Here is a 20,567-nt window from a genome sequence, read left to right as displayed (position 1 = left end):
AGCCCTCATGCCGCCGGCGGGCGTACCTACTTCGTCAGATAGGCGTTGACGATCGTCTCGGTGACCGTGTTGCCCTGCCGGTCGGCGGCCGCCGTCCTGAAGGAGACACTGCCGCCCGCCCGGGGATTGGTGACCCGCACCCGTCCGTCGCGCACCTTCACCGTCTGCCAGTGGCCGCCTTCGTCATAGGAGACCCAGACCTTCAGGGACTTGAGGTTCCTGCCCGCGGCGGAGCCCTTCACGGTGACCGGGACCCACACCTTCGCCTCCGCCCTGCCGGTGCTGTCGAGGGAGAGTTCGGGCGTGAAGCGGACGACCGAGATGGGCAGTTCGGTCGTCTGTGAGGTGTGTCCGGAGGAGAAGGTCCATTCCACGTCCAGGCTGTCGGAGACGTCCGCCTCCGTGCCGCGCCGGACCGAGACGTCCAGCCGGTAGTCGGCCCGGTCGTCGTTGTCCGCGGCGTAGAAGAAGTCCATCGGGTACGGGCTCCGGCGCACCAGTTGGCCGTCGCGGTACAGACTCGTGCCGGCGCTGTCCACCCGCGTCTGGTTGCTGCTGGAGTTGCCGGCCACGTCCGAGAACAGCGGAAGGCTCCCGTCCATCGTGTCGCCGCTGCGGATCAGCCCGGCGCCGTCCGGCAGGTCGGGTCCGAAGACGCCCACGTTCAGCACCCGGTGGTACGAGCGACCCGGCTCGAAGGTGGCGCCGGACGCGTCGTAGACGGTGTCGACGTGGCCGTCGGCTCCTTTCTGGCGCAGGCTCAGCCACCACGTGCCGTCCGGCGACAGCAGGTGCAGGGTGAGGGTGGCGGGGAGGGCACGTTCGACGGTCGTGCCGCCACCGTTCAGGGCGGCCAGTGAGAGGTAACCGGTCTTGCCCTTCCCGGGTCCGCCCACCTCCGTGCGGACGTCAGCGAAGTCGCGGGCACGGGGGTGTGCGGAGAAACCGGTGACGTATCGGCCGCCCTTCGGCTCGTACGCCACGTCGTACTCGTCGTGGCCCTGGGCGCCGGTGGAGAAGGTGGCCTCGATGCGCTGGTGCAGGGTGTCCGCGGAGTTCACGGCGGGGCCGACGTGCGCGGTGCGGAGTTCCTCGGAGGTGCCGAAGAAGGCGAGGAAGGCCGGGCCCGGCTCACCCGCCTGATCGACGCCCGCGCGGACGTAGCCGAAGGTCTGCCGGGCGGCGCGGTCCGGCACGGTGACCTCGACCGGCTTGGTGGTGCGCGCGTCCAGGGTGACCGTGGTGTCCTTGGTGACGTCGAGGTTCGGCTGGTTGAACCAGTCCTCACCCTGGTCGTACGAACCGGCCGGATCCGCCCGCAGCGAGGCGTTGAGGAAGTACCGGCCCTTGGGGACGCGCACCGAGTAGGTGTCGCCGGACAGATATGAGGCGAGTCCCTCGCGAGGACCCGAGAGGCCCGCCAGCGTGGCGTTCCAGGAGGCGTCGGGCACAGGCTTGCCCGCACGGCTCAAGGGCTTCACCGTGACGGTGTACATCTCCGACTCGCGTTCCACGGCCAGCGCGGTGGCGACGGTCTGTCCGTCGCCCGTGGCGGTCACCCGGCCGGTGAAGCGGCCGGCGGTGTCGCCCCCGAGCCGGGTGTCGGCGACGATCCGCGCGGTGGCCTCGCCGTGCGCGGGGACGGTGACCTGGCCGTCGGCGGTGAACATCCCGCCGGGGGCGGGGCTTCCGTCGGGTGCGGTGCCGTCCACGGCCAGTTTCAGGGTGACCGCGGTGTCACCCACGTTGCGGTAGGTGAGGGTCTTCGTGAGCGGCTGGTCGTCGGTGTGCGGCCACTGGGCGAGACCGAAGGCGAGCGAGGTCTCCCGGGTGAACACCGTCTGCTTGATCGCCTTGCGCAGGTCGACGCGGCCCGAGCCCTGCTGGTACGCCGTGTACGCGCCGGGCGTGGTCGACGCCACGAGCGCCTGCTTGATGTCGTCGCCGGTCCATTCGGGGTGCTGCTCGGCGAGAAGGGCGGCGGCGCCCGCGACGTGCGGGGTCGCCATGGAGGTGCCGCTGAGGGAGATGTAGCCGTCCGCGACCGAGGGGGCGACGGAGGCCATGTAGCTGTCGTGTGCGGCCGCGGCCCCGATGTCCACGCCCGGTGCCGTGAGGTCGGGCTTGATCGCGTCGTCGCCCGCGCGCGGGCCGGTGCTGGAGAACGGGGCCAGCACGTCCTGCTTGTCGACCGCGCCGACCGTCAGCGCCGCGTCGGCGCTGCCCGGGGTGCTGATGGTGCCGGCTCCCTGCTCGCCGTCGTTGCCGGCCGCCACCACGAAGAGGGTTCCGCTCTCGGCCGACAGCTTGTCGACCGCCTCCTCCATGGGGTCGAGCTCCGGGGAGTCGTAGGCACCCAGGCTGAGGTTGGCGACGTCCGCCTTCTCGGCCGCGGCCCACTCCATGCCGGCGATGATCCCGGACATGGCGCCCTGGCCGGTGTCGTTGAGCACCTTGCCGTCCAGCAGGCCGGCGCCGGGCGCCACACCCTTGTACGTCCCCCCGGACTTGGCGCCGGTGCCCGCAGCGATGGACGCGACGTGCGTGCCGTGGCCGAACAGGTCGTCCGTGGTCGGCGACTCGGAGAAGTTGTGCTCGGCGACGACCTTCCCGGCCAGGTCGGGGTGGGTGGTGTCGATGCCGCTGTCCAGGACGGCGATACGGGTACCGGTGCCGTCGTAGCCGGCCGCCCATGCCTCGGGACCGCCGATCTGCGGCACGCTCTTGTCGAGCGAGGCCTGGACGACGGCGTCGAGCCACACCGAGGCGATACCGGGGGCGGCGGTGCGGGTCGTGGCCTGGGCGGAGCCCGTGGTGAGGGCGGTCCACAGCTGCGAAGTGCCGTTCGCGGGGGCGCTGATGGCGTCGGCGTCGATGCTGCTCAGCGTGTGCCGCACGGTCGCCCCCGCGGTGGCGCGCAGTGCCGTCCTGGCCGCCGGGCGGCCCGCATCGTACATGACGATGAGCCGCAGGTCCGTGCGCTGGGCGTAGGCGGGCGCGCTCTGCGTGGTCATGTCGAACAGGCGTCGGTCGAGACGGCCGGATTCGACCAGGCCTCGGGCATCGTCCGGGATGGCGTAGGTGTGTCCGCCGATGGTCTCCACTTGAACCGGTATGTTCTCTCGGCCCTTGGCGGGGCGCAGGGAGAGCACGTCGCCCTTGCCGTCGGTCAGGACGCGGTCGCCCGTGATCAGCGGGATCCACCGCTGTTGGGCGGCGGCGGGCCGGGCGTCATCGGTGCCGAGGGCGGATCCGAGGGGTGCTCGGGAAGATGCCGTCGGGGCGGACGTGGTGGCGCCTGTGAGGGTCAGGGATGTCGTCGGCGTGCCGGCCGCCAGCAGTATGCCGAGGCCCACCAGTGCGGTGAACACCGGTCTCTTGGATGCGGACTTCACGGGTTCCTCTCGCCAGGCCACCCTCGACTCGGCCGATTCATGGGTCTCATGGGGCGAGTGGGGGTGGCGACAACAAGCGAGCGATGTCTACCAGTGAATACGTTGCTTCAAACCAGCAACCACGTTTCACGGAAACGGAGTTGGGTCTGGGTTCCGTCAGCCCGTGATACCTTCCCGTCGCATCTCCACGGCCAGGACGTGTTCGACGGCGTGCACGAGGACCTCTTTGACGGACTCGCGGTGGCGCGCGTCGCACAACAGGACGGGCACATCGGGCCCGAGACTCAGCGCGGCGCGCACCGTCTCGGCGGGGTAGGTGCGTGCGTCGTCGAAGCAGTTGACGGCCATGACGAACGGAAGTCCGGCGCGTTCGAAGTAGTCGATGGCGGAGAAGCTCGTGTCCAGCCGACGGGTGTCGGCCAGGATCACCGCGCACAGGGCGCCCGCGGCCAGTTCGTCCCACATGAACCAGTACCGGTCCTGTCCCGGAGTGCCGAACAGGAACAGTGCCAGCCCGTTGTGGATGGTGATGCGGCCGAAGTCCATGGCCGCCGTGGTGGTGGTCTTCCGCTCCACTCCCGAGAGGTCGTTGGTCGGGGATCAGCACGACGGCGCTCATGCCGCCGTACGGCGAGGGCCGCAGGGTGACACGGATGTCGTGGCGCCGGGCGAGACGGCCGACGGTCACCAGCCCGAGGCGGGTGCTGTCCAGCGCGGTGACGTCCACGGGGGAGGCGATGCGCTCGTTCGCCTCGTCGATCTCCGTCGCCGGCATGCCCAGGCCCCGGTCGTCGATCTCGATGATCAGACCGCCTGCCGCGCTGCTCGCGCTGACCCGGACCTCACTGTCCGACGGCGAGAACGCCTCCGCGTTCTCGATGAGTTCGGCGAGCAGGTGGATGACGTCCGCGGCCCACGGCCGAGCACGCCGACCGCCGGTGCCGGGAGGATGACGACGCGGGCGAAGAACTCCGTTTCCGCCACAGCCCCTCGGATCACGTCGACCACCGGCACCGGGTGGCGCCAGAAACGCCCGGGAGGCGAACCGGAGAGGATGATCAGTCCTTCCGCGTACCGCCGCATACGTGTGGCGAGCTGGTCCAGCTGGAAGAGCTGTTCCAGCGTGCGGGCGTCCTCCTCGTGCCGCTCCATGACGTCGAGCAGGTTCAACTGACGGTGCACGAGCGTCTGGTTGCGGCGGGCGATATCCAGGAAGATGTCACTGATGCCCTGGTGCAGACGGACGTCTTTTTGGGCGAGTTCCACGGCCGTCAGCTGAAGGGTCTGGAAGGCCCGGCCCAGTGCGGCCATCTCGCGGTTGACGAAGGACGGCTGCTCCATGCCGCTGCCGACGTCCACGCTCTCGCCCCGGCGCAACCGTCCCACCACGTCACGGAGTTGGTCGTCGGTGAGGTTGCGGGCGGAGGTGCGCAGCCGCGTCACGTCACAGGGAACGGGTGATCCGGATCGACATGATCACGGAGACGACCAGTGCGGCCAGGCCCAGCAGCCCCGCGAGGATCAGGGCGACGAAGGCACGCTCGGCCGGCGGTCCGGTACGGGTGAACACGACGGAGATGTCGTCGAGCGCTGCGCTGGAGGACACCTTGTTCTCGGCGTCGAACGCCGCGCGGCACCGGGAGATGGGGAAGGGCAGTTTCCGGGCCTGCGGGCCGGTCTGGATCAGCTGTTCCTCCATGGTCGTGAGTTGGCCCAGCGATCCGGAGGCGGTGGCCAGACGCTCGAACGGCTTGCGCTGGGCGGCGGGCAGCCGGCTCACGGCGTCGGCGGTCAGCAGCCGCTGCGCACCGATGTCGCGCACCACGGCGCTGTAGCTGTCGGCGTCGAGACGGTGACCCGGGCTCGCCGCGGCGGCCGAGACCAGCGCGTCCTCCTGAGACAGCAGGTCACCCGCCGGCACGAGCGTGTACAGGGCCTGACCGAATTCCTGCGCGCTCTGGTCGGGGAGGATCGTCATGGCGCGCAGGGCTTCGGCGATGCTCCCGCCGATGGCGGTATACCCCGCCATGACCGCCTTGAGGGTCGAGTCACCAAAGTCGAGGTCACTGCGGATGCGGTCCACGGTCTCCAGTGCGTCCTCCGCACCGTCGACACGCTTGCGCACGGACATGCTCTCGTCACTGCGCACGCTGCCGCTGTGCGCCTCCGCGAGAAACTTCTCCACGGCCGCGTCCGTCGCGGCCCGGGCACTCGGCAGATCGTGCCCTGCCTTGCCAGGCGCCACCACGGCGACCGCGGAGACCCTCCGCTCGGTCTGCACGGCGACGGCGACCCGGCCGAGGGGGTCGGCCAGATGGTTGCCTATTAACGGTAGGCATCGACAGCGTTCCGAACGGGACATCCAGTCATACGTGTTCTGCACAACGGGGAACACGTGGTCACGGCGGCCCGGTCCGCGGTATCGGCAGACGCGAGGACCGGGCCGCCGTGGCCCTCACCCAGGACACGGAACGGGACGCCGCCGGGGTTCACGCGACTTGTACCGGTGCCGGACGCATTTTTTAGCCCAATCGGCCAATCGAAGAGCGGGCCGACACAAAGAATACTTGCGGACGTTCTCCGCCGTTCCGGATACGGCAGCAGGACGGATCTGCGGTGACGGGTGTGATGAAGGCGGGTACGGTCGACCGATCGCAACGAGGCCGACGGCAAGGCCGATCAGGTTCCCGCTCTCGACGGTACGTCAGGCTGCCGTCCCGCGCCCGCATTCCGGTCCGACACGCATGTCCCCCCATCGAAGGGTACCGAACCCATGGTGAGACGCGAGCGCCTACGCGCTCCGGTTTCCATCCTCATAGCCGCCTGTCTCGGTCTGTTCGCCGCGGTGCAGGCCCCCGCCGCAGCAGCCACGCCGGCGGCTGCGGCCACAAGCGGCTCTGCCTCCACCACTTCGGTGGCCCCCGCCGCTCAGGCGGCCCGCACCGCGGCCGCGGCACACGCCGACGACCAGACGGAGTCCAAGGTCCGCGGCATCGTGCACCACTACAAGCCGACCGACTGCAACGCGCAGCCCGCCAAGAACCACGCGCGGTGCCTGTCGCTCCGGGCGACGACAACCGACCAGCGGGTGCGGATCAACGCCACCGCGCCGCCTGCCACGGCCCTGACACCCGCCGACATCCAGTCGGCCTACAAGTTGCCCGGCGGCGGCGCGGGCCAGACCGTCGCGGTCGTGGACGCCTTCGGGTACGCGTCCGCCGAGGCCGACCTCGCCAGGTTCCGCACGCAGTTCGGCCTGCCGGCCTGCACGACGGACAACGGCTGCTTCCGAAAGGTGGACCAGCGCGGCGGCACGGACTACCCGCAGGACGACAAGGGCTGGTCGCTGGAGACCGCCCTCGACCTGGACGCCGTCTCCTCGGCCTGCCCCGCCTGCAACATTCTGCTCGTCCAGGGGGACAACGCGTCCATCAGCGACCTGGGCAAGAGTGTGGACACCGCGGTGGCACTCGGCGCCAAGTTCGTCTCCAACTCCTACGGCGCCAGCGACTCGGCCGCGCGTGACGGAGGCGTGGGCGGTTCTCATTACGACCACCCCGGAGTCGTGATCACGGCATCTTCCGGCGACACGGGCAACGTTGTCCTGTGGCCGTCCTCCGAGCCGAAGGTCCTGGCCACCGGCGGAACGCTGCTGACCCGGGCGGCCGGTAGCGAACGCGGCTGGACGGAGACGGCATGGTCGGACGGCGGCAGTGGCTGCTCGTCGTTCCAGACGCGCCCCGCCCTCCAGGACGGCCTGGACACGAACTGCGCGCGCAGGGCGACCGCCGACATCGCGGCGGACGCCGACCCGAACAGCGGTCTGGCGGTGTACAACTCGCTCTACGACGGCTGGGAGCAGGTCGGCGGGACGAGCCTGTCGTCTCCGCTGATCGCTGCCATGTACGCGGTGGCCGGTACCCCCGCCGCCGGGTCGTACCCCATGGTCTATCCGTACGCTCATCGCGGAAGCGGTCTCAACGACATCACCGAGGGCTCGGACGGCGCGTGCGGTGACCAGCTGTGCCAGGCGCGAGCCGGCTGGGACGGACCCACCGGCCTGGGGTCCCCGAACGGCGTCTCGGCCCTGGAGCCGGCCGCGCTCGCGGTGGTGACCGGGCAGGTGTCGAACCGCGCGGACGGTTCGCCCGGAGCCGGAGCCACCGTCACACTGAAGGACCGTGACGACCAGTTCACCTACCGCGTCACCGCGGACAAGTCGGGTGTCTACCGCGCCACCGTGAGCGCGGGCTCCTACGACGTGACCGCGTCGCTCTTCGGCTACGAGACGGAATCTCGGTCCGTCACGTCGACCGGCGGGCAGAGCGTCACCGCGGACTTCAAGTTGGCCGCCAGGCCCACCTATTCGGTCACGGGCACGGTAACGGACGGCTCGGGACACGGCTGGCCCCTCTACGCCCGTATCACGATCGACGGTTACCCCGGAGGCCCGGTCTATACCGACCCGCGAACGGGCGCTTACTCGGTGAAGCTGCCCGGCTCCGCCGACTACGCGGTACACGTCACCCCGGTCTATCCGGGCTACAACACGGTCGACCTCTCCCTGCCGATCGCCACGAAGGACGTCCGGCGGGATGTGTCCGTCACCGCGAACCTGCACCAGTGCGTCGCTCCTGGCTACGGCTACAGGGCGCAGGCGGCATTCGAGGGCTGGGACGCCGGGCCGAAGTTCGGTTGGACCGTCACCGGCAGCAACGCACCTGCTCCGGGCTGGGAGTTCGACGATCCGGGCGGTCAAGGAAACTGGGCGGGCGACGGCGGCTTCGCGACCGCCGTGCCGGCTGCTCACGACGGAGCAGCCGAGGACACCTACCTGACGTCCCCGGCCTTCTCGTTCGTCGGCGAGAAGACCGCTGAGCTGCAGTTCGACACGGTCATCTACCTTCCCGACGGGTCGGCTGCCGACGTGTCGCTGTCCACCGACAACGGCGCCACCTGGACACAGGTGTATGAGCAGGGCAGCGGTGATGCCGTCCTGGGACACGTCGACATCCCGATCGCCCAGGCCGTGGGCCGGCACGCCGTCCGGGTCCGATTCCACTTCAAAGGCCAGGGGAACTCGCTGTTCCAGCTCGACAACGTGAGTCTGGGTTCGTGCCAGACGCTCGCGGGCGGACTGGTCCAGGGAACCGCCCATGACGCGAACACCGGCCAGCCGGTCAACGGCGCCACCGTCACGGACGAGTCTGCCGACATCACGGACCTGTACGGCAGTTCGGTGAGCGCGGCCACCCCCGACGACCCCGGTACGTCCGACGGCTTCTACTGGCTCTACAACGCGAAGGCGGGCACCGACAGGATCAGCGCGGCGGCACCCCGCTACGTCACGGCGCGGTCGACCGTCAGGGTTTCCTCGAAGGTCGCCGTCCACGATGTCGTATTGCCGGCAGGCCGGTTGAAGGTGTCGGCGGACACCGGGTCGCTACGCGCTCCGCTGTCCGGCAGGGCGAGCGGAAAGCTCACGCTCAAGAACACCGGAGGGGCGCCCCTGCGGGTGACGCTGGCCGAACAGAGCGCCCCTGCCGCCGACACCGCTGTCCCGGCCGGCTCGGCCGGGACGTGGCAGCAACTGCCCGACTATCCCGAACCGGTCATGGGCAGTGTCGTCGGCACATATCAGGGCCGGACGTACTCCGTCGGCGGCTTGGACGGTTTGCTGGGAGGCAACACCTCCGAGCGCGGGTACGTCTACGACCCGGCCGCGGGCACGTGGTCGCCGCTCGCCGACATGCCCGAGGAGAAGACGGGCGCGACCGGCGCCTTCGTGAACGGGACGCTGTACGTCGCCGGGGGCGCTTACGCGCCGGAGCCCGGGGCCGGGGGCGTCATGACGAACACCGTCTACGCCTATCACCCCGCCAGCGACACCTGGTCCAGGGTGGCCGACATGCCCGAGGCGTTGCAGGACGCCGCCGCGGCGGTGCTCGACGGCTCGCTCTATGTCATCGGCGGCTCCCGCCCGGACGGCTCCCCGAGTGCGGCGGCCTACCGCTACGACCCCGTCCGCGACAAGTGGAACTCGGTCAAGGACTACCCGATCGCCATGGGTTCCGGCGGGTGCGGCGGGATCGTCGGCGGCATCGTGTGCGCGGGAGGCACAACCCCCCTGAACGGCAAGGAGGCGGCGACCGACAGGGCCTACCGGTACGACGTGCGGACCGGCGACTGGAAGCGGGCCGCCGACCTGCCGTACACGGTGTTCGGGGCCACGTACGGCTCCGCCAACGGCGAACTCCAGGTCGTGGGCGGCTTTGTGGACTCCTACGGTCTGGGCTTCGGCAACACCCGGCACGTCGCCCAGTACGATCCCGCCCTGGACGTCTGGACCGCGCTGCCCGACGCGCCCGGCACGGCCCAGTTCGCGGGGCAGGGCACCGCTTGCCTGCCCTACCAGGTCGGCGGGATAGCAGCGACGGCGACCTTCTCGGGATCGGTCCAGGGTGCCGTCCTCCCCGGCCTCGGAGGCTGCACCGGTCAGGACGTGAACTGGCTGTCGGAGAACTGGACGACGCTGGAGCTGGCCCCCGGCCAGTCGAAGCAGATCACGGTCGCGGCCGACGCCAGGGTCCTCACGGCTCCGGGTGCCTACGCCGCCGACCTGAACATGATCACCGACACGCCGTACGTGCCGCAGCCGGTCCGGGTCGGCCTGAAGGCGAGCGCCCCCGCCTCGTGGGCGGAGATCACCGGGACGGTCACCGATGCCGCGACCGGCAGGACGCTCGCCGGAGCGACGGCGTCCCTGTCGGGGCGGGGCGAAAGCCCCGTCACGGTGACCACCGACCGGCACGGGGTGTACCGGGTGTGGTCGGAGGCGGGTAGGCGGACGATCACGGTCACCGACGAGGGATACGCCAAGCGCAGCAAGGCGGTCTCGGCACGGTCCGGCAGGACGGCGACGGTCGATTTCACCCTGTCGGCGGACTGATGCCGTAGCCCGCTGGTTCGCGATACATGTGGGGTGCCCCCGCCGGTCTGTCCGGCGGGGGCACCCCACACGCGTACCGTGGGGCCCCACCCACATGTCCATGATCCACGCGCGGATACACTGACCTGCGACGCCGCCCCGCGACCACGGTCTGGCACACGTATCTCGGAACTCGGTCGGCATGCGGCCGCCGACGCCCGGTACAGCTGCTGCTCGCGGGGTGGCGCGTGCGCGAAGAAAGGTGAACGACATGGTCCTCGCGCAGCTCCGGCGCTGGTGGTCCCAGGGCGCCGCGGACCAGGCGGCGGGCCTCTTCCATCCGCTGCCTCCGCAGGCGGGCGCGCTGGTCCGCGAGATCGTCGACCCGACCGGCGCCCCGATGCCGTTCACGGACATCGTCATCACCGCCCAGGGAAACGAACCGTGTCACCGCCCGGGGCACGACCGACCCGTACGGTCTCTTCCTCGCGGCACTGCCTCCCGGTCGCTACGGACTGCTGGCGGTGGCGGACGGGTTGAAGCCGCACCACGAGATGATCGACATCGTCGCCGGAACGGCGGCGCCCGCCGAGAGGATCTGGCTGGAGCCGTCCGAACACCAGATGCTGCCGGACCCGGGTACCTGGCTCTTCGACCCGCCGCACACGGCGATCCGGTTCATCGCCCAGCACGTCGGCATGGCCCACGTCCACGGCAGGTTCGACCGTTTCCAGGGCGGCATCGAGATCGCTCAGGACATGTCGCAGTCGGCCGCATCGATGCCACCAGCATCAACACCGGCAACACCACCCGCGACAACCATCTGCGCTCCGCCGACTTCCTCGACGTCGAGAACTTCCCGCACATCGAGTTCGCGAGCACGCGCTTCGTCTGCCGCGGCGGCACCAAGTGGGCCGTGCAGGGTGCCCTGACGATGCACGGTGTGAGCCGCTCCGTCGCTCTGGACACCACGTACCTGGGTGTGGTCAACGGCGGCTACGGCGAGGAATTCCGCTGTGCGGCCCAGGCGACCGCGGAGCTGCACCGCGACGACTTCACCCTCAACTGGCGGTCCATGCTGGCCCGGGGCATCGCGGTGGTGGGCCCCACGGTCCAACTGGAGCTGGACGTCCAGGCGATGTACCGCACCCACGACACCCCCACGCCGCCGGAGTAGGTCAGGCGGAGCGTGCGGCCAGCGCCTTGCGCTCCATACTGGCGGCGTACAGCGGGGTTTCGAGCTGGTTGTGCGCGACGACCCCGACCTGGCGTTTGGCGGCCACTTCCGCGAAGTCCAGGCCCTGTTCGGCGAGCATGTCCAGGAACCCCTGCGTGGGCCGGCTGCCGATGTCGTTGGTGTAGAGGCAGGTGCCGTCGGGCTGCTCCACCACGCTCAGGTCCCAGACCACCTGCACCTTGCTCCACCCTCCCGGGGTCTGCACGTCCGACAGGGAGACCATGCGGCAGTGATGCGGCTCCTGCACCTCGGCCACGTAGTGCTGGATGATGAGGCCGCCGGCGATCTCCTCGACGTTGATCGACATGGGGCGCCCGTCGTCCGTGGTGGTGGCACCGCACGCCTTGTGGTCCGGCGGCGCGCAGCGCTGGTATTCCGCGTCGGGCAGGTGCAGCAGCCAGTCCGGGATGTCGATGGCGTCGAGCGGGGCGTTGATGACGGCCGATTCCACGGACGCCGACAGCTGGAGGTCGGAGATCACCTGGTCGTTGGACATGTCTCGCCGTTCCTTTCCCAGGACCGCACCGAGCCGCGAAGCAGCCCGTTTTGCAGCAGTTTGTCACCCTAGGTCTGCGGGTGCAGCTCCAGCGGGTGACACCTCAGAGAGGCTTCGCCGTGGGTACTTACCAGGTTGCTCTCTGTGCTCGGTGACGGTCGGCGGGATCAGGTGACGGGCGGAAGGTTAGGGCCGGTGGTGCCGAGCTGCTCCGCCGCCAGGACCTGCGGAACGGGCCACGTCACACCCGGCGGCGGCCAGCTCTGGCCGGTCTCGCGCAGGAAGTCCGCCGGGGGTTCGTACAGCGGCGGCTGGGTGCCGTCGGGGACCATCGAGGCCCACTGGATGCCTGAGGTCCTTTCCTTGAACTCCTGCCGCATGGCGGCCAGTCGGTCGGGCTGCTCGATGAGGTCGACGGCGGCGGCCGCGAGGTAGCGTGCGGCGGAGAGCAGCGCCTGATGGCCGATGCCGGTGGCGGCCGTCGCGGTGACGCCCCAGTTGTGGTTCGGGATGCCCGGCGGGTAGGCCGCCGCCAGCAGAACGGCGGTGGGCGCCTGCCAGCTGATGTCGGCGGTGTCGGTGGCCAGGCCGCCGGTGTACGCCGCCGCCGGTGGTGTGAGTGGGGTCAGCTCGGTGGGCATGCCGACCTCCGGGCGGCCGAGGGACCTCTGCACGGCCCTGGCCAGCGTGTGGTCCGCGTCGGTGAACCGCGGCGCGCCGATCTGCCGCATGTTGTCGTTGAGGAGTTCCGCTCCGGCCTTGTTCGCCAGCAGGTTCCACGTGGCGGAGTGGAACTTGTGCACCAGGCGGGTCTGGCTCGCCTGGGCCGCGGCCTTCGCGCAGTCGACGATCTTGTCGTACAGGACCCGGGCGCGGTCGGGGCTTCCCTCGCGGACGAAGAACCAGATGGAGCACATGTCGGGCGTCACGTTGGGAGCGCCGCCCCCGTTGATGATCGCGTAGTGGAAGCGGCCCGAGGGTGCGACGTTCTTCTCCCGCAGGTACTCCGACATCGTCGCCATCAGCAGGGCGCCGTCCAGGCCGCTCTTGTTGCCGAGCGGTGTGCCGCCGTGTCCGGAGGCACCGAGGAAGGTGAAGGTGGCCGATATCAGCGCGCTGGTGGTGTTCCAGAACGGCACGGTGATGTTGTAGGGGTGCCAGTCGAGGAAGGCGTCGAGACCGTCGTACACACCGGCCTTGACCGCGTACGCCTTGCCGACCAGCTGCTCCTCGCCGGCGCTGCCGAAGAGTTTGACCGTGGCCTGCAGGCCCTGGGTACGGATCGCATGGGCCACGGCGATGGCGGCGGCCGTGCCGCCGGCGCCCAGGGTGTTGTGGGCGTCGCCGTGCCCGGCACCGTAGGTGGGACCGTAGGCGTCGTAGTTGTAGACCAGCGGGTCGTGGGTGGCGACCCCGCGCTTCTGGGACAGGCCGGGCAGCGCGTCGTACTCGGCGTTGAAGCCCAGGACGGGCCCGGAGCTGCCGTAGGTGGCCACGAAGGCGGTCGGGAAGCCGGCGGAGCCCCACTCGATGGTGAAGCCGTTGTCCTCCAGAAGACGTGCGGTGACGAGTGAGGACTTCCATTCGCGCAGCGACAGTTCGGCGTGTTTCCACACCTCGTCGCTCAACTTGGTGATCGCCCCTTGGTTGGCGTCGATCCAGTCGAGTGCCGTCCGCTTCGCGTCGGTGTTCCCGGCGAGACCGGTGGGGGGCTTGTACGAGGCGGGGGAGACCCCGGTCTTCTCGTCGTGTCCCAGGGTCGCCGCCAGTACCGGGTCGGCCTGGAGTATGGCGGCCGTGGTGGCGGTGGCGCTGAGCCCGAACATCTTGAGCAGGCGTCGGCGGCCAGGGTGCAGGTCGTTCACGTCCGTGTCGTTCCTCGCGTGAGGGGAGTCGCGCCGATGCCCACCGGCGCTTGCCTCCGTGGTGCGGGAGACCAGGACGTACCGGGGCCCACGGCCGCGAACTCTTGATGATCAAGAGTCTAACTCAGGCTCAACACCGTTGCGTTCGAGTCCTGAGTCGCAGGTCAAGCCCTGGTGAATGACGCAACGGGACGTCCTGACAGATCAGCTTGTGTCGAGCAAGGAGATCATCGGGAGTCGCGCTCGGTCTAGGCGGCAGGGGGCGTGTACGCGCCGGACCGCCCCGCGGACGACCGCATGGACAGCACGTGACGGGGGGCTCCCGGAAACCCGGGAGCCCCCCGTCACGGCTTCGTTCGGCGTTCCGAATTCCCCCACTCCGGGCCGGTGACGACGAGTCAGGACTACTCGGGGAGCATGATGGTGCCCGCGAGCTCGTTCATGGTCTGGTAGCGCGCCATCTGGTCGTCGTCGATGATCGCCGGCGGCAGCTCGCCCGGCCGGGCCGGAGCTGCGTAGTCGGCGATGATCTGCTCGGGGCCCGCCGGAGTGAACATGAAGATCATGCGTGCGGCATGGTTCGCCTTGTTCGTGAACCGGTGCCGGACGCCCCGGGGAACGTGGATGAAGTCCCCCGCGACCGCCGTGAACGTCTCCTCCCCGTCGAGGAACTCCAGTTCCCCGTCGAGGATGTAGAAGGTCTCCTCGCGATCGGGATGTGCGTGGGCGAGAGGTCCGCCGCCGGCCGGAATCGTTCCCTCGATGAAGCCGAAGCCGCCGTTGGTCTGCGCGCCCGTCGCCTTGATCGTGTAGACGTCACCGACCGCCCACACCGTGGGGCCCTTGCCCGACGGTACGTAGAGCGCGCCGCTCTTCTTCCACAGCGGATCGTCCGCCGGCAGGGTGTCCAGGGAAAAAGTCATGAGAGTCCCACCTATTTGTGTTACTGGAATGGGTAAAGGTGCCTGCTTGTGCTTTGTGCACCAGAGGACGCGTCCCGACAGAGGCGGCCGGATACACGTCACTCACACCGGGACGTCGGTCTGCCCGGCCTACAGGCCGCGACGGAGCGCGTCGAGCCCCTCGGCGATCATGCGCCGGCTCACGGCTGCCTGCGGCACCAGCTGGGCCGCGCCGTGGAAAGTGCCGGGGAAGTGGTGCAGTTCGGTCGGCACGCCCGCGATGATCAGCCGCTGGGCGTAGCCCAGGTCCTCGTCGCGCAGCGGGTCGAACTCGGAGGCCGTGATGTACGCGGGCGGCAGGCCGGCCAGGTCCTCGGCACGGGCCGGTGCCGCGTACGGGCTGACGTCGTCGCCGCCGCGCAGCCCCCTGCCACCGAGGTAGTAGTCCCAAGACAGTTCCGCGTTGCGGCGGTTCCAGCCGGGGATGTCGGTGAGGGCGTGCATGGAGGCCGTGGCCAGCCGGTCGTCCAGCACCGGGACACCGAGGTACTGCATCTTCAGAGCGGGCCCGTCGTGGTCCCGAGCGAACAGCGCGACGGCCGCGGCCAGGCCGCCGCCCGCGCTCTCTCCGCCCACACCGATCCGGTCGGGGTCCACGCCCAGTTCGTCGGCGTGCTCCACGAACCAGCACAGGGCGGCGTAGCAGTCCTCCAGAGGCGCCGGGAAGGGGTGCTCCGGGGCGGTGCGGTAGTCCACCGACACCACCACCGCGCCCACTTCGGCGGCGATGCGGACCGTCTCGGTGTGGAAGAAGTCAGCGAGCCCGATGACGAAGGCGCCCCCGTGCATGTACAGCAGACCGGGCAGCTTCCCGGTGCGGTTCGCGGGCGTGTAGATGCGCACGCCGACCTCCGGGGCGCCCTGGAAGCCCGGCACCGTGATGTCCCTGACGTCGACCGGGACCGGCGGGTCGAAGGGCGCGGGCTCCATGAGCTCAGCCTGTGCCCGCATCTTCGCCACGTTCGCGTAGTCCACGTCGGCGAGCAGTGGCACCCACGGAGCAAGCTCGGGGTCGAACAAGTACGGCATTGTCTGTTCCTCCTGGGGGGGTGCACCCCCAGTCTCTGTGAATCGCCGGGGGGCAGACCAGCCGTCATCCGGCGGTCATCCGGCGCCCGCATCCGCCGGTTGGCGGATGCCGTAGGCTTCGCCGTGTGAATGGCCTGCTCCTGCGTCTGTCAGCTCTCGACGCCGATGCGGAGAACGCCGTGCGGGTGATCGCGTTCTTCGACACCCTGATCTCCACCCGGGCCACGCTGCGCACTCTCGTACGCGAGACGGCCCGCCTCGCCGAGTGTGCGGTCGGCGTCGCAGACTGCGAACTGGGGGTATGCCTGCGCTCCGATGCCGCGGGGCAGGTCATCGCCCACACCCCCGAGCCGGTCGGACCCGCCGTGCGGGAGATCTCCCCGAGCAGCCGGGTATGGCTGGAACGCGCCGGCGAACCGTTCGCGCTGGACCCCATCCTGCTGGAGCGGTTCGCGTTCGCCGCAGCGCTCCTAATGGACCGCACGCGCGGTCCGCTGCCCGAACCGGGCGACGAGGCCCTGGTGGAGCTGGCGCTGTCGGCCAGTGCCGGAGAGGCCGAGCGGGCCCGGGCGGTGCGCCTGCTGCGGTTCGACCCGTCGGCCGGGGTGCACGTCCTGGCCGTGGCCGCCGCGCCCGGAAACCTCAGACACCTCCTGCGCGCCCTGGCCGCCGCTGATCCGGGTGTGCGCAGCGCGTCAATCGGGCCTGTGCACGTGGTCCTCACCCGCTCGTTGCCCGCAGATATGCGGGAAGCGGCGGGGGAGGGGGTGCGGATCGGCGTGGGGGACGCGCTGCCCGCGATCGACGCGCCTGAGTCCTGGCGGCAGGCCCGTACGGCGCTGCGGTTCGCGACCCGGGAAGGTCCGTGTCCGGCCGTGGTCCGGGCCGGTGAACTCGGCGCGCTGGCGGCCATCGCGGCACGGCTGCGCGCGGAGGACATCGCGAAGGTGGCCGACGTGAGCGTGCTGGACGCACTCGCCACCGACCCTCACGGCGCGGACACCCTGACCGTACTCGCCGCCTTCTGCGCGACCGGCTCGGCCCGCAAGGCGGCGGCCCAGGTCTACCGGCACCACAGCACCGTGACGGCCCGGCTCGCCCAGGCCGAGGCCCGGCTCGGCTTCTCGTTCGGCCCTCCGGCCGGACGGCAGCGACTCGAACTCGCGATCCTGCTGAGGCAGCTGCGCGACACCGCCGAGTGACGGCCCACCGGCCGCATCCGGCGGCGGGGGCGTCGGCGGTGTACATGATCAGGCTCAAGGGGTGTTCACCGTAGGGTCGCACCACCTCGCCGTCGTCCACGGCGGTGGCCTGGCAGGAGACCAGAAGCCAGGTTCCGATGAGGCTGCAGGGGGCCTTGGTCGTCGGCCGTTCCTTCTCCGGACAACACCCCATGACCAGCCGGGACTACACCGTCCGCACCACCGTCACGTTCGTCGAGCACGGGCTCGCGCCCCGTTCACGGACGTAACGCGACTGTGTTGAACTCAGGCTCGAACGTGCGGTTGTCTCAACTGGTCGGCTCATGTGGCGTGCATACGTGTGCCGGCGGAGACATGTCGAGCTTCGGCCGCATGTGGGGCGGCCGGGACGGGCCACCGGACCGGGGGTCGTCACCTGCGCGCGGGACGCGGACCGTCCGCGGCTCGCGTCCCGGTGTGCTCCCGGGTCCGGTGCGGTCAGGTCAGCTCGATGAGGACCTTGCCGACGGCGCCCTGTTCCACGGCCGCGTGGGCGTCGGCGACGCGCTCCACCGGAAAGCGGTGCAACGGCAGCCCCGCCTCCTCGCCGACCTGCAGTGCGCCGTCCGCGACCGCGGCGGAGACGCCCGCCACCGCGTGGTCCTTGGCCGCCGTCGGGACGGTGTAGATCATCACGGCCTGCCAGCGCACGTTGCCGAACATCAGCGGCAGTACGGGAAGCGTGAGGGTGTCACCACCGTCGTTGGCGTACACGGCCAGCGTCCCGTTGGGAGCGAGCACGGCCACGTCCAGTTCGGCGTTGGGTCCCGGGGCGACCTCGACGACCACGTCGACTCCGTCCGGGGCCACCGCACGGACGGCCGCCGCGGTGTCACCTGCGCGGTAGTTCACCACGTGCTGGGCGCCGGCGGTGCGGGCGAGAGCCTCCTTCTCGGCGCTGCTGACGGTGGTGATCACGGTCGCTCCGGCCCAGCGGGCCAGCTGGATGGCCGCGTTGCCCACCGCTCCGGCGCCGCCGGCCACCAGCACCGTACGGCCGGCGAGTGCGCCGGGGCGCAGTTGCTCCGGGCCGCCTTCGGCGATGGTGAGGCAGCGATGAGCGGTCAGCGCCGGGATGCCGAGGCTGGCGCCGAGCTCGAAGGAGGCGTGGTCGGGGAGCGGTACCACCTGCCGCAGCGGCAGGACCACGTACTCCTGGGCGGTGCCGTCGGCGCGCTGCCAGGCGGCCTCCCAGATCCAGACCCGCCGTCCGGCCCAGGCCGCGTCGACTCGCTCGCCCACCGCGTCGACCACGCCGGCGCCGTCCTGGTTGGGCACCTGCTCGACGCCGTCGGTGTGCCCCCGGGAACCCCGGCGCGCCTTCCAGTCGGTGGGGTTGACCCCCGACATCCGTACCCTGACGCGGACCTCGCCCGGTCCGGGCTCGGGAATCGGACGGTCGACGAGTTCCATCACTTCGGGGCCGCCGGTGCTCCGGTACACGATTGCCTTCATCTGCTGCCTCCTCTGTCGTCGATGTCCCGACCAGGCCGGACACCGTATGCGTCGACCCTGGCCTGTTCCGGCGCGCCATGGGGGCGAGCGCCGCGCCGAAGCCGCCCTGGATCGCTCAAAGAGACGGCTGCCACAAATCTGGATGACACCCATCATACTGGCCGAGAGGGGCGTAGATGTGAAAAGTGACGTTTACCCCATCGTCGCCGATCTGTCGCGGCCGGCTCGGGACGTACGCGGCCCGGCGGCCGGTGACGGAGCGCGCGTGCCGGTGGCCGGTGACGGAGCGCGCGTGCCGGTGGCCGGTGCGGCGTGGGCCAGGGCCAGCAGGACACAGACGTCGGCGAGCGCCGGCACGTCGTAGCTGAAGGGGCGCGGGCCCACCTGGTCGGGTCTGCTCACATAACCTCCGTCGGGCCCCTGCCGGCCGACCAGGTAGCGAAGGGCGCGATCGAACGAGTCCGCCTGCTCCGGGGCACGGCTGAGGGCGATGACCGCGTAGGCCGTGCTGATCGGGTCACTGCGGTCGCCCCGCCAGTGCCCCCAGCCGCCGTCCTGGCCCTGCGTGCTCACCAGGTGGCCGATGACCCCGCGGGCCGTCGCGGACGCCGCCTTGCGCAGCGCCGCGGGCGCGTCGTCACGGACGGTGGCGCAGGCCAGCGTGGCGCGGAAGACGGCGTTGGTGAGGTTGCGGCTCCAGCCGCGTTCCAGCACGCCGGCGGGACCACCCTGGCTCACGATGAACGCGACCCCCCGCTCCGCGACCGCGCGGTGGGCGGGATTGCCCGCCAGCGCGTTCACCGCCGCCGCCGTCATGGCCACCTCGGAGGGAGCGCCCGCGGTGAAGGTGGGGAATCCGCCGTCGGGATTGCGCTGGGCGAGCAGAAAAGCCTCGGCGCGCTCGATCGTCGCTGTGTGCGTTCGCGGCGCGGCCGTACGCAGGAACTCGATGGCGTAGGAGGTGTCGTCGACGTCGCTCTGCCGTACCCCCACGGTGTATCCGAAGCCGCCGTCCGGGTTCTGCTGTGCGGCGAGAGCGCCGGCCATCGAGGCGATCAGTGGGGCGGCGGCGCCGCTGGTGGCGAGCGCGAGTCCGGCGATCGCCGTGGCGAAGACGTCCAGGCCGGTGATGTACGGCAGGCCACCGTCCGGCCGCAGTTCGGCGACGACGTCCCGCAGCGCACGCCGGACGGCCGGCCGGTGCTCGGGGTGCTTGCGCAGCGCGAGCAGCCCGAGCAGGCGCGCCAGGTGGTTGCCCTCCCAGACCGGCCCGGGCCGGACGGCGGGAGCGAGCTCCGTCCAGTCGACGGCGGTGACGGTGTGGCCGGAGCCGTTGCCGTGGGCGAGCAGGATCTCGATGGCGCGCATCTCCAGCCGCAGCCAGCTCTGCTGCCCGTCCACACGGACACTCCGCACGCTGGGGAGCGGGTATGCGCAGGCGCCGAGTTCGGCCAGCAGCGTCTGGAACATGAGCCGCTTGCGGGGCGCGGTGAAGTGCTCGAAGGCCGTCAGGACCCACATCGCGGACTCGTTCCCCGCGGCGGTGTCACCGAGGGCCGCCCTGCCCAGCGCGGTCTGTACGGCGTCCGGTGTGCCGGTGTCGAGCGCGCCCTTCAGATGGCGGCGCAACCGGTCCGCCGCGTCGGGAGCGACGTCCTCGGCGGTCAGCAGATGCAGCAGCAGGGCGGATTCGAGGACGCGGCTCTCGCACGGCGCGCTGACCAGGCCGGCCGGTGCCACGCGCTCGGTCACGCGGCGCACGAGCCGGGCACGGCCGAGCAGCAGTTCGGCACGGGCCGCAGGGGAGTGGGCGAACGGGAGCGGGTCGGATGCCATCGGCGTCCTTCCATGGGTGTCGGGACCGTGGCGCAACCCGCCTTGAGAACGTGCGGAAGGCGCCGTCGCCGTCCGCACGTGCCGGTCGCTCCGCGCTCCGCCGGTGCGATGTGTGTGGTGTCC

The 20,567-nt window shown here is 70.6% G+C and carries 11 protein-coding genes and 4 pseudogenes; 3 read left to right on the top strand and 12 right to left on the bottom strand.

Annotation, left to right across the window (positions count from 1 at the left end):
• Positions 1-26: 26 nt before the first annotated feature.
• The 5 genes and pseudogenes from ACZ7OO_RS33780 to ACZ7OO_RS33760 form a co-directional block, all read right to left on the bottom strand.
• Complete coding sequence (locus ACZ7OO_RS33780) at positions 27-3,395, bottom strand: S8 family peptidase (RefSeq protein WP_471510714.1); 3,369 nt, start codon at positions 3,393-3,395, stop codon at positions 27-29.
• Between the two features lie 156 nt (positions 3,396-3,551).
• A pseudogene (locus ACZ7OO_RS33775) lies at positions 3,552-3,992 on the bottom strand (GTP-binding protein); the annotation flags it as partial.
• Between the two features lie 55 nt (positions 3,993-4,047).
• Positions 4,048-4,275, bottom strand: a pseudogene (locus tag ACZ7OO_RS33770) (ATP-binding protein); the annotation flags it as partial.
• On the bottom strand, positions 4,200-4,838 hold the full coding sequence (locus tag ACZ7OO_RS33765; protein ID WP_471510712.1) for a hypothetical protein: 639 nt from the start codon (positions 4,836-4,838) through the stop codon (positions 4,200-4,202). The pseudogene ACZ7OO_RS33770 and the gene ACZ7OO_RS33765, both read right to left, overlap by 76 nt.
• A gap of 1 nt (position 4,839) precedes the next feature.
• Positions 4,840-5,757, bottom strand: coding sequence for a nitrate- and nitrite sensing domain-containing protein (locus tag ACZ7OO_RS33760; protein ID WP_471510710.1), 918 nt, complete (start codon positions 5,755-5,757; stop codon positions 4,840-4,842).
• A 411-nt stretch (positions 5,758-6,168) separates the two neighbouring features.
• Between ACZ7OO_RS33760 and ACZ7OO_RS33755 the strand changes: the two genes are divergently transcribed.
• Positions 6,169-10,344, top strand: coding sequence for a carboxypeptidase regulatory-like domain-containing protein (locus ACZ7OO_RS33755; RefSeq protein ID WP_471510708.1), 4,176 nt, complete (start codon positions 6,169-6,171; stop codon positions 10,342-10,344).
• A gap of 250 nt (positions 10,345-10,594) precedes the next feature.
• Positions 10,595-11,500: pseudogene (locus ACZ7OO_RS33750) on the top strand (YceI family protein).
• A gap of 1 nt (position 11,501) precedes the next feature.
• Here the strand turns inward: ACZ7OO_RS33750 and ACZ7OO_RS33745 are convergent.
• The 4 genes from ACZ7OO_RS33745 to ACZ7OO_RS33730 form a co-directional block, all read right to left on the bottom strand.
• Positions 11,502-12,056, bottom strand: a complete 555-nt coding sequence (locus tag ACZ7OO_RS33745) for a hypothetical protein (RefSeq protein ID WP_471510706.1) — start codon at positions 12,054-12,056, stop codon at positions 11,502-11,504.
• A gap of 167 nt (positions 12,057-12,223) precedes the next feature.
• Complete coding sequence (locus ACZ7OO_RS33740; protein ID WP_471510704.1) at positions 12,224-13,921, bottom strand: peptidase dimerization domain-containing protein; 1,698 nt, start codon at positions 13,919-13,921, stop codon at positions 12,224-12,226.
• 404 nt (positions 13,922-14,325) lie between these two features.
• Positions 14,326-14,844, bottom strand: a complete 519-nt coding sequence (locus ACZ7OO_RS33735; RefSeq protein WP_294002425.1) for a cupin domain-containing protein — start codon at positions 14,842-14,844, stop codon at positions 14,326-14,328.
• Between the two features lie 129 nt (positions 14,845-14,973).
• A complete protein-coding gene (locus ACZ7OO_RS33730) occupies positions 14,974-15,912 on the bottom strand; it encodes an alpha/beta hydrolase (protein ID WP_471510701.1) in 939 nt (312 codons plus the stop codon).
• Between the two features lie 125 nt (positions 15,913-16,037).
• Between ACZ7OO_RS33730 and ACZ7OO_RS33725 the strand changes: the two genes are divergently transcribed.
• Positions 16,038-17,114 carry a helix-turn-helix domain-containing protein gene (locus ACZ7OO_RS33725; protein WP_471510699.1) on the top strand — a complete coding sequence of 359 codons (1,077 nt, stop codon included), beginning with the start codon at positions 16,038-16,040 and terminating at the stop codon, positions 17,112-17,114.
• A 43-nt stretch (positions 17,115-17,157) separates the two neighbouring features.
• Here ACZ7OO_RS33725 and ACZ7OO_RS33720 read toward each other — a convergent pair.
• The 3 genes and pseudogenes from ACZ7OO_RS33720 to ACZ7OO_RS33710 all read right to left on the bottom strand — a co-directional run.
• A pseudogene (locus ACZ7OO_RS33720) lies at positions 17,158-17,307 on the bottom strand (hypothetical protein); the annotation flags it as partial.
• Positions 17,308-17,591: 284 nt separating this feature from the next.
• Positions 17,592-18,608 carry an NADPH:quinone reductase gene (locus ACZ7OO_RS33715; RefSeq protein ID WP_471510697.1) on the bottom strand — a complete coding sequence of 339 codons (1,017 nt, stop codon included), beginning with the start codon at positions 18,606-18,608 and terminating at the stop codon, positions 17,592-17,594.
• A gap of 192 nt (positions 18,609-18,800) precedes the next feature.
• Positions 18,801-20,444 carry a prenyltransferase/squalene oxidase repeat-containing protein gene (locus ACZ7OO_RS33710; protein ID WP_471510695.1) on the bottom strand — a complete coding sequence of 548 codons (1,644 nt, stop codon included), beginning with the start codon at positions 20,442-20,444 and terminating at the stop codon, positions 18,801-18,803.
• Positions 20,445-20,567 lie beyond the last annotated feature (123 nt).

The organism is Streptomyces sp. NPDC111744 (assembly GCF_055634995.1).
Note: the sequence above shows the minus strand (reverse complement) of the source record. Positions and strands in the feature narration are given on the sequence as shown.

What these genes read in the sequence shown, in the direction of transcription:
- ACZ7OO_RS33745 (WP_471510706.1), bottom strand. Translation starts at nt 12,056, where the DNA reads ATGTCCAACGACCAGGTGATCTCCGACCTCCAGCTGTCGGCGTCCGTG.
- ACZ7OO_RS33735 (WP_294002425.1), bottom strand. Translation starts at nt 14,844, where the DNA reads ATGACTTTTTCCCTGGACACCCTGCCGGCGGACGATCCGCTGTGGAAG.
- ACZ7OO_RS33710 (WP_471510695.1), bottom strand. Translation starts at nt 20,444, where the DNA reads ATGGCATCCGACCCGCTCCCGTTCGCCCACTCCCCTGCGGCCCGTGCC.
- ACZ7OO_RS33730 (WP_471510701.1), bottom strand. Translation starts at nt 15,912, where the DNA reads ATGCCGTACTTGTTCGACCCCGAGCTTGCTCCGTGGGTGCCACTGCTC.
- ACZ7OO_RS33760 (WP_471510710.1), bottom strand. Translation starts at nt 5,757, where the DNA reads ATGTCCCGTTCGGAACGCTGTCGATGCCTACCGTTAATAGGCAACCAT.
- ACZ7OO_RS33715 (WP_471510697.1), bottom strand. Translation starts at nt 18,608, where the DNA reads ATGAAGGCAATCGTGTACCGGAGCACCGGCGGCCCCGAAGTGATGGAA.
- ACZ7OO_RS33755 (WP_471510708.1), top strand. Translation starts at nt 6,169, where the DNA reads ATGGTGAGACGCGAGCGCCTACGCGCTCCGGTTTCCATCCTCATAGCC.